This window comes from Pseudonocardia halophobica (genome assembly GCF_050948485.1).
In the GTDB taxonomy this organism is placed as follows: domain Bacteria; phylum Actinomycetota; class Actinomycetes; order Mycobacteriales; family Pseudonocardiaceae; genus Pseudonocardia; species Pseudonocardia halophobica.
In genome coordinates this window covers 1,602,209-1,615,343 of sequence record NZ_CP192046.1, presented here as the reverse complement: position 1 = coordinate 1,615,343, position 13,135 = coordinate 1,602,209, and the positions used below count along the sequence as shown (strand labels likewise).

Sequence of the window (13,135 nt, the reverse complement as noted above, 5' to 3'; positions counted from 1 at the left end):
AAGTGCCGTTCGTGCGAAAGGGGGTGGAGGGGTGACTAGCCGAGCTGGAAGGGGTCGCGGGTGCCGCCGGTGAGCTCGACGAACACGGACTTGTTCTCGGTGTACTCGTTGATCGCGTCGACGCCGTTCTCGCGGCCGATGCCGCTGGCCCCGAAGCCGCCGAAGGGCATGTTGGGGGCGATCACGCGGTAGGCGTTGATCCAGATGGTGCCCGCGCGGAGCTTGCCTGCGACGCGGTGGGCGCGGTGCACGTCCTTGGTCCAGACCGCACCGGCCAGTCCGTACGGGGTGTCGTTGGCCAGCTTGAGGGCCTCGTCCTCGTCCGTGAAGGTGTAGGCGGCCAGGACCGGCCCGAACACCTCCTCGCGCACGATGGTGTTCTCCGGCGTCACGTTGGTGACCACCGTGGGCTTGACGAACAGCCCGCCCCGCTCGGCGTCGGGCTCGCCGCCGCAGGCGAAGGTCGCGCCCTCCGCGGCCGCGCCCTGCAGGTACCCGAGGACCTTCTCGTACTGCGGCCGGTTCGCCACCGGGCCCATCTCGGTGTCGGCCTCGGTCGGGTCGCCGAGCACGATGGCGTTCGCGCGGGCGACGACCTTCTCGACCAGGGCGTCGTGGACGTCGGCGTGCACGATCAACCGGGAGCCCGCCATGCAGGTCTGCCCGGTGGCCGCGAACACCCCCGCGACCAGGCCGTTCGCCGCGGCGTCGAGGTCGGCGTCGGGGAAGACGATCTGCGGGGACTTGCCGCCCAGCTCCAGGGTGACCCGGTTGAAGTTCGCCACCGCGGCCTGGGCGACCTTCGCGCCGGTCGCCGACGAGCCGGTGAAGGCGACCTTGTCGACGCCGGGGTGCGTGGACAGGGCCTCGCCGGTGGACCGGTCCCAGCCCGTCACGACGTTGAGCACGCCCGCCGGCAGCCCGGCCTCGTGCAGGATCTCGGCGAACGCCACGGTCGAGGCGGGTGCGTGCTCGGACGGCTTGACGACCATCGTGCAGCCGGCGGCCAGCGCCGGGGCCAGCTTGAACGTCAGCAGCAGGAGCGGCGAGTTCCACGGCGTGATCGCGCCGACCACGCCGACCGGCTCGCGGGTGGTGTAGCCGAAGTAGTTCGGGTTGACCGGCGGCACGGTCCGGCCCTCGACCTTGTCGGCCAGCCCGGAGAAGTAGTAGTACCACTGCGGCAGCGACTTCAGCTGGCCGAGCATCTCGCGCAGCAGCTTGCCGGAGTCGTTGACCTCCAGGCGGGCGAGCCGCTCGGCGTTGGCGGCGATGGCGTCCCCGCACTTCCGTATGATCGCGGCGCGCCGGAAGCCGGTCATCGCGCCCCACTCGCCCTCGAACGCGGAGCGGGCGGCGGCGACGGCCTCGTCGACGTCCTCCGGGCCGCCGTCGGCGAGGCGGGCCCACGGCTCGCCGGTGTACGGGTTGAGCGACTCGAACGTGCGGCCCGAGCGGGCGTCGACGGGCTTGCCGCCGATGAAGAGCTTCAGCTCCTCGAGGGATGTCGTCATCGACCTCTCCTTCTCCACTGTGCAGGGTGCGGCCGCGGATCCGGCGGCGGACGACGAGGGACGCTAGGGATCCGGCCGGGGCCGCCGATATCCGCGGACCGCAGTCGCGGAGCCGTTCCGTGCGAGATCAGGGGCACACCGTGGAGGTCCCGCGCTGCACTGAGCGGATAGCGCACCGCGCTCTCGGGCTAGTAGTGAACGCCCGGGGTTCCCTACTGTCGGAGGCGCCTTGATCGGGCGGCTCCCCCGCCGCCCGCAGCGCGGTGAGGGAGCGCGCCGCGCCCACGACACGAGGAGGTGTCCGGATGGAGGTCGCTGCCGAGCCCGTGCAGGTCCTTCCCGCCCGTCTCACGCGCTACCCGATCCTGGACACCCACAGCCTGGACGAGGCCCGCGAGGCCGTGACGCGGGTGTACCTCGACCACGACCTGACCGCGCCGGACGACCGGCTCGAGATGACGCTCAACGCCACCTCGGACCGGCTGTTCACGCTGGGCTACCTCACCTACAAGTCGGCCGCGAAGCTCGTCATGCCGCCGACCGAGGACTGCTACCACATCAACCTGACGACGGCGGGTCGCACCGAGGCCAACCGCACGGACGGCGGGCGCGCCACCACCACCGCGCGGAACAGCGGCATCGTGCTGCTGCCGGACCAGGAGAACACCGTCCGCTGGTCCCCCGACGCGGAACAGCTGATCCTCAAGATCCCGCGGCGCAGCCTGGAGGACCACCTGAGCGAGCAGCTCAACCGGCCCGTGCACGAGGTGCTGGACTTCGACTACGGGATCGACCTGACCACCGCGGCCGGCCGCACGCTGCTGGCGTCGGTCGAGTTCTTCGTGCGCGAGCTGGACCGGCCCGGCGGGCTGGCCGACATGCCGATCGCGCGCGAGCAGTACGAGGCGTTCGTGATGACGCAGCTGCTGCACGCGGGCCGGCACCAGCACACCGACGCGCTCCTCGCGCCGGCCGATCCCGCCCGCTCGGGGCGGCTGCGGCCCGTCCTCGACTACATGGAGCAGCACGCCGACGAGCCGCTCACCCCGCAGGAGCTGGCCCGGGTGGGCTGCATGAGCGTCCGGACCCTGCACGCGACCTTCCAGCAGGAGCTCGGTGAGTCGCCGATGAACCACCTGCGGCGCATCCGGCTCGACCACGTCCGCGCCGAGCTGCTGCGCTGCGACCCGGCATCGACCCGGGTCACGGACGTCGCGCTGCGCTGGGGCTTCTTCCACCAGAGCCGCTTCGCCCAGCAGTACCGGGAGCGGTTCGGCGAGCTGCCGCGCGAGACCCTGCGCGAGCGCGCCGGATAGCCCCGGGTGGCGCTCGGCGGATATCGGGCCACCGCCATCGGATAGCCGGGCCGTCCCGCGCCTCCTACCGTCACGGACGTGCTCGACGACGACACCACCGACCCCGCGCCCGGCGCCCTGGACGGCGTGCGGGTGCTGGAGCTCGGCACGCTCATCGCCGGTCCCTTCTGCGGCCGGCTGCTCGCCGACCACGGCGCGGACGTGATCAAGGTGGAGGCCCCGGACCGGCCCGACCCCCTGCGCGTGTGGGGCCAGGCCGAGCAGGACGGCCACCACTTCTTCTGGACGGTGCACGCCCGCAACAAGCGCTGCATCACCCTCGACCTGCGCCGCGACGAGGGCCGCGAGCTCTTCCTGCGCCTGGTCGACACCGCGGACGTCGTGGTCGAGAGCTTCCGCCCCGGCACCCTGGAGCGCTGGGGCCTGGGCTATGACGTGCTCTCCGCCCGCAATCCCGGGCTGGTCCTCGCCCGGGTGTCCGGCTACGGGCAGACCGGCCCGCTCAGCCGTCGTCCCGGCTATGCCTCCGTGGCCGAGGCGGCGGGCGGCATGCGATACCTCAACGGCTTCCCCGGCGGGCCGCCGCCGCGCGCGGCGCTGTCGATCGGCGACTCGCTGGGCGGGATGTTCGCGATGCAGGGCGTGCTCGCCGCGCTCCTCGCCCGCGGGCAGCACGGTCCCCGGCAGGGGAAGGGCCAGGTCGTCGACGTCGCGCTGGCGGAGGCCTGCCTGGCGATGCTGGAGTCGGTCATCCCGGACTACGACGCCACGGGCCTGGTCCGGCAGCCGTCGGGCACCCGACTGGACAAGCTCGCGCCGTCGAACCTCTACCGCAGCCGCGACGGCCGATGGCTGATCATCGCGGCCAACCAGGACACCGTGTTCGCCCGGCTCTGCACCGCGATGCGCCGCGAGGACCTGGTGTCCGATCCGCGCTTCGCCACGCACGTGCCCCGCGGCGAGCACCAGGACGAGATCGACGCGATCGTCGCCGAGTGGGCCGGCCGGCACGACGCCGACGAGCTGACCCGGCTGCTCGAGGAGGCCGGCGTGGTGGTCGGTCCGGTGGACACGGTCGCCGAGGTGGTGGCGAACCCGCAGTTCCGGGCCCGCGACATGCTCGTGCCGCACTTCGACGAGGCGATCGGCAAGGACGTCCTCGGCCCCGGCGTCATGCCTGTGCTCACGGGTACCCCCGGCGGGCTCCGGTGGGCCGGGCCGCCGGAGCCCGGGACGCACAACGCCGAGGTCTACACCGGGCTCCTCGGCCTCGATCCCGCCGAGCTCGCGGCCCTGCGTGCCGCCGGCGTCGTCTGACCCGCCGTCCACGTCGTCCGAATCGAGGTACCCGTGCTCTCCCTGCCCCGCTCCGTGGACCTGCGCGAGGTCGGCCTGCGCGACGGCCTCCAGCTCGAGGCCCCGATCCCGCTGGCCGCCAAGCTCACCCTGCTCGACGCGATCGCCGCGACCGGGGTGCGCCGGGTCGAGGTCACGTCGTTCGTCTCGCCCCGGGCGGTGCCCGCGCTCGCCGACGCCGAGCAGGTCGTGGGCGAGCTGCACCGCTGGCCCGAGCTGTACTTCTCGGCGCTCGTCGCCGGCCGCGGCGGTGCCCGACGCGCGGTGGCGGCCGGGATGGCGAACCTCGAGTACGTCGTCTCGGCCTCCGACGGGCACTCGCTCGCGAACGCCCGCCGCACCACCGACGAGGCCGTCGAGGCCGTGGCCGACATCGCCGAGCTGACCCACGGCGCGGGCGGGCGACTGGAGGCGATCATCGCCGTGGCCTGGGACTGCCCTTTCGACGGCCGCACCCCCGTGGAGCGCACGGTCGAGGTCGCCCGGCGGGCGGTGGAGCTCGGGGCCGACGAGCTGTGCCTCGGCGACACCATCGGCACCACCGTGCCGGGCCGGGTCGTGGAGCTGCTCGACGCCGTGCGCGCGGCCGTCCCGGGCGTCGAGGTCGGCGTGCACTTCCACGACACCCGCGGCGCGGGCCTGGCCTGCGTGCTCGCCGCGGCCCAGGCCGGCGTCACGAAGATCGACGCGTCCGTCGGCGGGCTCGGCGGCTGCCCCTTCGCCCCGGGCGCGAGCGGCAACATCGCGACCGAGGAGGTCGTCTACCTGCTCGAGGAGTCCGGCGTGGACACCGGGCTCGACCTCACCGCGGCGCTCGACGCGGCCCGGGCCGCCGAGCGGGCCGTGGGCCACGACCTGCCGAGCACCCTGCACCGCGCGGGCGGCCCGAACCGCCCGCGCGGCCGGGCGTCCGTCACGCGCTGATGCCGTAGGCGCCGCGGTGGAACAGCAGCGGCGCCCGGGACGGGTCCGCACCGAGGCCCCGCACCCTCCCGACGACGATCGTGTGGTCGCCGCCGGGGAACTCGTCGGCGAGGGCGCAGTCGATCCAGGCCGCCACGCCGTCGAGCCGCGGGGCACCCGAAGGGGCGGGCGCCCAGGCGACGCCGGCGTACTTGTCGGTGCCCGACCGGGCGAAGGCCGTGCTGAGCTCCTCGTGCCCCTCGGCGAGGACGTTCACGCAGAAGGCCCCCACCTCGCGGATCCGCGGCCACGTCGAGGAGGTCCGGGCCGGGCTGAAGGACACCAGTGGCGGATCGAGCGACAGCGAGCTGAACGACTGGCAGGTGAAGCCGGCCGGCCCGTCGGGGGTGATCGCCGTGACCACGACGATGCCGGACGCGAAGTGCCCCAGCACCTCGCGCATGCGGAGGGGGGCGACCGGCGGGGGCACCTCGGTGTGCGTCTCGTCCATGCCGGACGACGGTAGGCCGCGGCCGCGGGCGCCGATATCCGCGGACCGCAGGCGGACAGCCGCAGCGCGACTGTGTCCGGCGTCTCCCCCGAACGGCCCGCGCTGCCCGGATAGGAGTCGGCTCACAACGGATAGTCGGAGCGGCCCGCGCTCTCCTACCGTCGTGGTGTGCACGACGATCCCGTCCGTCCCGGGTGGGCATCCGACCGTGAGGAATCGACGATGACGTCTCCGACTCCCGCCCTGCCGTCCACGCGCGCCGTGCAGCGGGCGGTGGCCGCGCTCGCCGCCGGCCGGATGGTGATCGTGACCGACGACGCCGACCGCGAGGACGAGGGCGACCTCATCCTGCCGGCCGCGACGGCCACGCCCGAGCAGATCGCGTTCGTGGTGCGGCACACCACGGGGATCGTCTGCGCCCCGATGCCGGCCGCGCGGGCCGACGCCCTGGGCCTGCCGCAGATGGTCACCGACAACAGCGACGCGCACGGCACCGCGTTCACCGTGACCGTCGACCACCGCGACGCGGGCACCGGCGTCTCCGCCGCGGACAGAGCCCGGACCCTGCGCGCGCTCGCCGACGGCGCGACCCGGCCGGACGACCTCCGCCGCCCCGGGCACGTCTTCCCGCTGCGGGCGCGGGAGGGCGGCGTCCTCGTCCGGGCCGGGCACACCGAGGCCGCCGTGGATCTGCTGCGCCTGGCCGGGCAGGAGCCGGTCGGCGTGATCGGCGAGATCGTCGACGACGACGGCTCCATGGCCCGCGGCGAGCGGCTGCGCGCCTTCGCCGCCGAGCACGACCTGCCGGTCCTCGCGATCGCCGACCTCGTCCGGCACCGGCGGGCGACCGAGCAGCTGGTCGAGCACGTCGCCACCTCCGCGATGCCCACGGTGTTCGGCGAGTTCCGGGCCGCCGCCTACCGCTCCACGCTCGACGGCACCGAGCACCTGGCGCTCGTGTACGGCGACGCCGTCGCGGCGAGCCGGTCCGCCGGCGGCGCCCTGGTGCGGGTGCACAGCGAGTGCCTGACCGGCGACATCATCGGCTCGCTGCGCTGCGACTGCGGCGCCCAGCTCGAGCAGGCCCTGCGCGCGATCGCCGCCGAGGGCGCCGGCGCCGTGGTCTACCTGCGCGGGCACGAGGGCCGCGGGATCGGGCTCGCCCACAAGATCCGCGCCTACGCGCTGCAGGAGAGCGGGCTCGACACCGTCGACGCCAACACCGCCCAGGGCCTGCCGGTCGACTCCCGCTCCTACGGCGTCGGCGCGCAGATCCTCGCCGACCTCGGCATCACCCGGCTGCGGCTGATCACCAACAACCCCGCCAAGTACGGCGGCCTCGACGGCTACGGCCTGGAGATCGTCGGGCGGGTCGGCCTGCCCTCCGCCCCCTCCCCGCACAACCTCCGCTACCTCCGCACCAAGCAGGAGCGGATGGGCCACGTCCTCAGCCTCGAGGACGAGGTGGGCTGAGGCACACGTCGGGCGCGGAAACCGTTCCACGGAGCGTTCCGCGCGGAGGATCAGGCCCCCTGATCGCTTTCCCGTCCGCATTTTCCCGCCCGCAGACCCTTGTCGCCGCAAGGGTACGGCGCTACCGTTCCTGCGCCACCGGTGGCGACGGGGAAAAACGGTCGACGGGAGGCGTCATGATTCGAAGGGTCGTCGCTGCGGTGTTGATCGCCGCAGGTCTGACGGTCGGTGGGGCCGGGGTCGCCTTCGCAGATCCTGATTTCGGTCCGGGCAACAGTTCGGCGGGCCCGCACGACGCCAACGCGAAGTGCCACCCGCCGGGACAGACCACCACGACACCCGGCTGCAAGTAGGAGCAGAGCCGGTCGGTCTGCCTGCGGCAGAGCGCATCCGGGCTGACTGCATCCGGGCTGACTGACGCGCCGGCGCGCAGCGGTCCGGGCGCCCGACCAGGGAGTGCCGGGGCGCGGGGCTTCCGCGTCGATTGTCGGCGGACGATCTGCGCGGGAGCCTCGCCCCGGCAACGCAACCGTTCTGCGCCGACCATCATCGGCGAACGACCTCCATCAGAACGCTGCGAATACGCGGAATCCGCCATTGTCCGCGCAATTTCCCGGGAACCACAGAGCGCCGGACAATTCCCCTTCACCTTCGATCCCGGCGTGGCGCGTCGAACCTCTGAGCGCCACGCCGTGCCGACGATTCGGCGCATCTCGACGAACTCCCTTCGCACTGATCACCCCCCCGGGCACGACGACGCCCCCCGACGCGGCGTCGCGTCGATCTCCGCTCGGCTATCGTGGGCTCATGTCATCGGACAGTGACACGTCGGGACGCGCGGAGCGGCGCGACCTGGCGTTCGACGCCCTCGCCGACCCGGTGCGGCGGGAGATCCTCGCCGTGCTGGCGGAGGAGGACGAGTGCAGCGCCGGCGCCCTGGCCGAGCGCATCACCAGCGTCGGGCGCACCGCCGTGTCGACGCACCTGCGCGTGCTGCGGGTGGCCGGGCTCGTCACCGAGCGCCGGGCAGGGCGCTTCCGCTACTACGCCGTCGACCCGACCGGTTCGGCGGCCGAGGTCATGACGCTGCTGCGGGGTCTGTTCCAGCAGTCCCTTCACGACGTGCGCGCGACCGTGGAGAATCGGCCGCCGGCGTCCGGCAGGACCGACACCGACAGGACCGACACCGACGGGGCCGCGGAGGCGGGATGAGCAGCTACCGGGTGAGGGGGCGGTAGCGGTGGGGACCGTCGCGGTCTCGGCCGAGGAGTTCGCCGCCGTCCCACCCGAGGTGGTGTTCGACCGCTTCGGTGGCGGCACCGGGGCGGGCTGGCTGTTCGACGCCGCCTGCGACCGGATCGCCGTCGGCGCCGTCGTCACGCTGCGGGTCCCGCTGGGCGGGGCGGGACCGGTCGACGTCCTCGGCCGGATCAGCGCGCTGCGCCGCCCCACCTCGCTCACCGTGAGCCACGACCAGCCCTGGCGCGGCCGGATCCGGCTCCGCTTCACCCCCGCACCCGGCGGCACCCGGATCAGGCTGCACGCCGAGATCGACGAACGCGGGCTGGAGTGGCTCATGCGCCGGCAGGGCCTGCCGGTCCGGCCGGGAGCCGCGGCGGGGCCCCGGATCGGCCTGCTGACCAGCAAGTCCGGCCCGGGCAGCCTCTTCGCCGCGGCCACCGAGAACGTGGCAACCCTCGCCCTCGAGGAGATCAACGGCGACGGCGGGGTCGCCGGCAACCCCGTCGAGCTGCTCGTCGCCGACGACGCGACCGACCCCGCCACCGGCGCCGTCGAGGCACTCCGGCTCGTCCGCTCGGGTTGCTCGACCATCTTCACCATGACCACCTCGGCCACCTATGACGCCGTGTCGGCCGCCCTCGGCGACTCCGGGGCCCTCGTCGTGCAGTCGCACATGAACGAGGGCGGCGGGGAGAACCGGCTGCGGATCCGGCTCGGCGAGCGGCCGGCCCGCCAGCTGGCGGCTGCGGCCACCCCGCTGATGCGCGCGGCCGGGGGCCGCCGCTGGTTCCTCGCCGGCAACGACTACGTGTGGCCGCGGGAGGTCAACGCGGCCGCCCGGGCGGTGCTGCCCGCCGTGGGCGCCGAGCTGGTCGGCGAGCGGTACGCGCCGCTCGGCACCGAGGACTTCGCGCCGATCGTCGAGACGATCGCGGCCTCGGGGGCGGACGTCGTGCTCAACTCGTTCGTGGGGGCGGACTCCGCCGCGTTCGAGCGGCAGTGCCATGCCATGGGACTGCGGGACCGCGCGCTGAGCCTCGGCCCGGCGCTCGACGAGGTGACGCTGGAGCGGGTCGGCGCCCCGGCCGCCATGGGGATCCACGGGGTCTCCGGGTACTTCCAGCAGCTCGACACCGAGGGCAACGGAACGCTGCTGCAGCGCTACCGCGCGACCTTCGGCCCGTGGGCCCCGCCGCTGTCCACGTTGACCGAGTCCGTGTTCGAGGCGATCCACATGTGGGCGGCGGCCGCCCGGCGCGCCCGCACCACGGACCCCGGCCCGGTTGCCGACGCGATGCGCGTGGGGCGCTACGAGTTCCCGCGCGGCACGGTCACGCTCGACGGCACCGACCTGGTGCAGCAGCAGCTCTACCTGGCCGAGGCCCGCGGGACGAGGTTCGCCGCCCTGTGTCCGGCGGACGTCGCGGGGTAAACACCGCGTCAACGCGTCAAGAACCGTTGACACGATGTGACCGATGTCCCTAGCGTCCGAGGGCGGATCCACCCGACCCGAGGAGCGCACGTGACGATCCCTCCCCCCGATGCCGCCCGGTTGGCGGCGCTGAACGAGCACCACGCCTTCGGGCTGTCCGAGGCCGAGCTGACCGAGTACGCGCCGGCGGTGGCGGCCACCCTGGCCGCGTCCGAGCGCGTCGAGGAGCTCTACGCCGCGACCGCCCCGTCCGCACCGGACCGGGCCTGGTCGCAGCCGGCCGACAACCCGCTCGGCGCCTGGTACGTCACCACCTCGATCCCCGGCGCGGCCGAGGGCCCGCTGGCCGGCAGGACGGTGGCGGTCAAGGACAACGTCGCCGTCGCGGGCGTGCCGATGATGAACGGCTCGCGCACGGTGGAGGGCTTCGTCCCGACCCGCGACGCCACCGTCGTCACCCGCCTGCTGGCGGCGGGCGCGACGGTCGCGGGCAAGGCGGTGTGCGAGGACCTGTGCTTCTCCGGGGCCAGCTTCACCTCCCACCCGGGCCCGGTGCGCAACCCGTGGGACCCCGCGCGCAACGCCGGCGGCTCGTCGTCGGGCAGCGCGGCGCTGGTCGTGACCGGCGCGGTGGACCTCGCGGTGGGCGGGGACCAGGGCGGGTCGGTGCGCATCCCCAGCGCGTTCTGCGGCGGGGTCGGGCACAAGCCCACCCACGGACTGGTGCCCTACACCGGCGCGTTCCCGATCGAGCAGACCATCGACCACCTCGGCCCGATCACCCGCACCGTCGCGGACGCGGCCGTGATGCTCACCGTGCTGGCCGGGGTCGACGGGCTCGACCCGCGCCAGCCCACCACCCTCGACTCCGTCGACTACACCGCCGCCCTCGCCACCCCGGCCGACGGACTGCGCATCGGCGTGGTCGGGCAGGGCTTCGGCACCCCGGTCAGCGACCCGGGCGTCGACGACGCGGTGCGGGCCGCCGTCGAAACGCTCCGCGGGGCCGGGCTGGTCGCCGAGGACGTGTCGATCCCCTGGCACACCGACGCGATGGCGGTCTGGAACGTGATCGCCACCGAGGGCGCGGCGTTCCAGATGCTCGACGGCAACGGCTACGGCATGAACTCCCAGGGCCTCTACGACCCCGAGCTGATCGCGCACTACGCGGCCGGCCGGATCGCCCGGGGCGCGGAGCTGTCGAAGACGGTGAAGCTGGTCGGGCTCTCGGGCCGCTACACCTTCGAGCAGGGCGGTGGGAAGTACTACGCGATGGCCCGCAACCTCGCGCTCGAGCTGCGCAAGGCCTACGACGACGCGTTGTCGGCCTACGACGTGCTGGTCATGCCGACGCTGCCCTACACCGCCCGCGAGCTGCTGCCGCTCGACGCGCCGTTGGAGACCTACCTGCCCACGGCGCTGTCGATGATCGGCAACACCGCGCCCTTCGACGTCAGCGGCCACCCCGCGGCCACCGTGCCTGCCGGACTGGTCGACGGGCTCCCGGCCGGACTGATGATCGTCGGCAAGCGGTTCGACGACGCGACGGTCCTGCGCGTCGCCCACACCTTCGAGCAGGCCGTCGGCGGCTTCCCCGCCCCGCCGGCCCTGACCACGGCGGGAGGCCGGGCGTGAACGGCGTCTTCGATCTCGGCGGCACGGACGGCCTCGGTCCGGTCCGCACCGATCCCGACGAGCCCGTGTTCCGCGCGGAGTGGGAGAAGGCCGCGTTCGCGATGTTCGCGACCTGCTTCCGCGCGGGGTTCTTCAACGTCGACCAGTTCCGGCACGGCATCGAGAAGATGAACCCGGCCGAGTACCTGCTGTCGAACTACTACGAGCACTGGACCCACACCGTCGAGCACTACGCCGAACGGGCGGGCGCGATCGACCCGGCCGAGCTCGAGAAGCGCACCCGGTACTACCTGGAGAACCCGGACGCACCGCTCCCCGAACGGAGCGACCCCGAGCTGCTGGCCTTCGTCGACGGCGCGATCAAGGCGGGCGCACCGGCCGCCCGGGAGTCCGACAAGATCGCGAGGTTCACGGTGGGCGACACGGTGACGGTGGCGACCGACAGCCCCGAGGGCCACACCCGGCGGGCCCGGTACATCCGCGGGCGCACCGGCGTGATCACCGGGGCGCACGGCACGTTCATCTACCCCGACACCGCCGGCAACGGGCTCGGCGACTGCCCCGAGCACGTCTACACCGTGAAGTTCACCGCCACCGAGCTCTGGGGCGACGGGACCGGCGACCCGAACGCCGTCGTCTACTTCGACGTCTGGGAGCCCTACCTCACCCCCGCCTCCCCCGAAGGAGCCTGACATGGCCGAACCGACGGACACCCCGCTGCGCTCCCAGGAGGAGATCGCCGCGCGGGTCAAGGCCCTAGAGGCCCTCCTGATCGAGAAGGGCGTGATGACCACCGAGGCCGTCGACCGGATGGCCGAGGTCTACGAGAACGAGGTCGGGCCCCAGCTCGGCGCGCAGGTCGTCGCCCGGGCGTGGACCGACCCGGACTTCAGGGCGCGGCTGCTGGAGAACGCCACCGCCGCGTGCGCCGAGATGGGCATCGGCGGGCTGCAGGGCGAGGACATGATCGTCGTGGAGAACACCGACACGGTGCACAACGCGATCGTCTGCACCCTCTGCTCGTGCTACCCGTGGCCGGTCCTGGGCCTGCCGCCGAACTGGTACAAGGCCCCGGCCTACCGGGCGCGGATCGTGCGCGAGCCGCGGAAGGTCCTCGCCGAGGACTTCGGCTTCCCCATCCCCGACGACGTCGAGATCCGGATCTGGGACTCCAGCGCCGAGCTGCGCTACTGGGTCCTGCCGCAGCGCCCGGCGGGCACCGAGGACCTGGGCGCCTTCGAGCTCGCGGCGCTGGTCACCCGGGACTCGATGATCGGCGTCGGTCCGGTGAAGGCGGTGGGCGCGTGAGGCCCGACGCGACCGAGCTCGGCGACGCCCGCCGGCGCGTCGAACAGCTGGTCCGTGGGATGCCGGGCGGCGACGCCGACTCCCGGTCCTTCGAGGAGCCCTGGGAGCTGCGGGCCTTCGCCATGGCGGTCGCGGCCTACCACGAGGGCCACTACGAGTGGAGCGAGTTCCAGCTCTCGCTGATCGAGTCCATCCGCCGCTGGGAGGAGGGCGAGGGCGGCGAGTCGTGGAGCTACTACGCGCACTGGCTCGAGGCGCTGGAGACCGTCCTCGCCGCGAGCGGGGCGCTCTCGGACTCGCTCGCGCTCGACGAGCGCACCCGCCAGGTGCTGTCCACCCCGCGCAACGCCAACCACCACCATGCCCACCGGGAGCCCGTCGCGGTCTCGCCCGCGATCCGGTGAGCGGGACCTGACCCCCGCCCGGCCCGCCGCGCCCCCTCCCG

General features: G+C 73.7%; 12 protein-coding genes. 10 read left to right on the top strand and 2 right to left on the bottom strand.

All coding sequences use genetic code 11. The features are described from left to right. Positions 1–35 precede the first annotated feature (35 nt). Positions 36–1,514 carry an aldehyde dehydrogenase gene (locus ACQP04_RS07810; protein ID WP_433506386.1) on the bottom strand — a complete coding sequence of 493 codons (1,479 nt, stop codon included), beginning with the start codon at positions 1,512–1,514 and terminating at the stop codon, positions 36–38. A 305-nt stretch (positions 1,515–1,819) separates the two neighbouring features. On the opposite strand from ACQP04_RS07810, the gene ACQP04_RS07805 reads away from it, so the two are divergent. From ACQP04_RS07805 to ACQP04_RS07795, 3 genes are all read left to right on the top strand, one after another. After that, entirely contained in the window at positions 1,820–2,830 is a 1,011-nt protein-coding gene (locus ACQP04_RS07805) for an AraC family transcriptional regulator (RefSeq protein ID WP_433506385.1), read from the top strand. A 78-nt stretch (positions 2,831–2,908) separates the two neighbouring features. Beyond that, positions 2,909–4,147 carry a CaiB/BaiF CoA transferase family protein gene (locus ACQP04_RS07800; protein WP_433506384.1) on the top strand — a complete coding sequence of 413 codons (1,239 nt, stop codon included), beginning with the start codon at positions 2,909–2,911 and terminating at the stop codon, positions 4,145–4,147. A gap of 33 nt (positions 4,148–4,180) precedes the next feature. Next, complete coding sequence (locus ACQP04_RS07795; RefSeq protein ID WP_433506383.1) at positions 4,181–5,110, top strand: hydroxymethylglutaryl-CoA lyase; 930 nt, start codon at positions 4,181–4,183, stop codon at positions 5,108–5,110. Here the strand turns inward: ACQP04_RS07795 and ACQP04_RS07790 are convergent. Continuing rightward, positions 5,100–5,600, bottom strand: a complete 501-nt coding sequence (locus ACQP04_RS07790; protein ID WP_433506382.1) for a flavin reductase family protein — start codon at positions 5,598–5,600, stop codon at positions 5,100–5,102. The genes ACQP04_RS07795 and ACQP04_RS07790 overlap by 11 nt on opposite strands. A 222-nt stretch (positions 5,601–5,822) precedes the next feature. Here ACQP04_RS07790 and ACQP04_RS07785 point away from each other — a divergent pair, with 222 nt between their 5' ends. The 7 genes from ACQP04_RS07785 to ACQP04_RS07755 all read left to right on the top strand — a co-directional run bounded on the left by ACQP04_RS07785 (position 5,823) and on the right by ACQP04_RS07755 (position 13,094). After that, the gene (locus tag ACQP04_RS07785; protein ID WP_433506381.1) at positions 5,823–7,073 is read left to right on the top strand and encodes a bifunctional 3,4-dihydroxy-2-butanone-4-phosphate synthase/GTP cyclohydrolase II; all 1,251 of its coding nucleotides are present in this window, start codon (positions 5,823–5,825) and stop codon (positions 7,071–7,073) included. An 807-nt stretch (positions 7,074–7,880) separates the two neighbouring features. Further along, entirely contained in the window at positions 7,881–8,285 is a 405-nt protein-coding gene (locus ACQP04_RS07780; protein WP_433506380.1) for an ArsR/SmtB family transcription factor, read from the top strand. A gap of 28 nt (positions 8,286–8,313) precedes the next feature. After that, positions 8,314–9,747, top strand: coding sequence for a substrate-binding protein (locus tag ACQP04_RS07775; protein WP_433506379.1), 1,434 nt, complete (start codon positions 8,314–8,316; stop codon positions 9,745–9,747). Positions 9,748–9,837: 90 nt separating this feature from the next. Beyond that, positions 9,838–11,382 carry an amidase gene (locus ACQP04_RS07770; protein WP_433506378.1) on the top strand — a complete coding sequence of 515 codons (1,545 nt, stop codon included), beginning with the start codon at positions 9,838–9,840 and terminating at the stop codon, positions 11,380–11,382. Next, entirely contained in the window at positions 11,379–12,074 is a 696-nt protein-coding gene (gene nthB, locus ACQP04_RS07765; RefSeq protein ID WP_433506377.1) for a nitrile hydratase subunit beta, read from the top strand. The genes ACQP04_RS07770 and nthB overlap by 4 nt, the downstream gene beginning before the upstream one ends. 1 nt (position 12,075) lies before the next feature. After that, positions 12,076–12,690: a nitrile hydratase subunit alpha gene (gene nthA / locus ACQP04_RS07760; RefSeq protein WP_433506376.1), complete on the top strand. Its 615-nt coding sequence runs from the start codon at positions 12,076–12,078 to the stop codon at positions 12,688–12,690. After that, entirely contained in the window at positions 12,687–13,094 is a 408-nt protein-coding gene (locus tag ACQP04_RS07755) for a nitrile hydratase accessory protein (RefSeq protein WP_433506375.1), read from the top strand. Before nthA ends, ACQP04_RS07755 begins: the two co-directional genes overlap by 4 nt. Positions 13,095–13,135 lie beyond the last annotated feature (41 nt).

Coding starts and splice junctions, on each gene's coding strand:
- ACQP04_RS07810 (WP_433506386.1), bottom strand. CDS start 1,514: ATGACGACATCCCTCGAGGAGCTGAAGCTCTTCATCGGCGGCAAGCCC.
- ACQP04_RS07805 (WP_433506385.1), top strand. CDS start 1,820: ATGGAGGTCGCTGCCGAGCCCGTGCAGGTCCTTCCCGCCCGTCTCACG.
- ACQP04_RS07790 (WP_433506382.1), bottom strand. CDS start 5,600: ATGGACGAGACGCACACCGAGGTGCCCCCGCCGGTCGCCCCCCTCCGC.
- ACQP04_RS07785 (WP_433506381.1), top strand. CDS start 5,823: ATGACGTCTCCGACTCCCGCCCTGCCGTCCACGCGCGCCGTGCAGCGG.
- ACQP04_RS07780 (WP_433506380.1), top strand. CDS start 7,881: ATGTCATCGGACAGTGACACGTCGGGACGCGCGGAGCGGCGCGACCTG.
- nthA (WP_433506376.1), top strand. CDS start 12,076: ATGGCCGAACCGACGGACACCCCGCTGCGCTCCCAGGAGGAGATCGCC.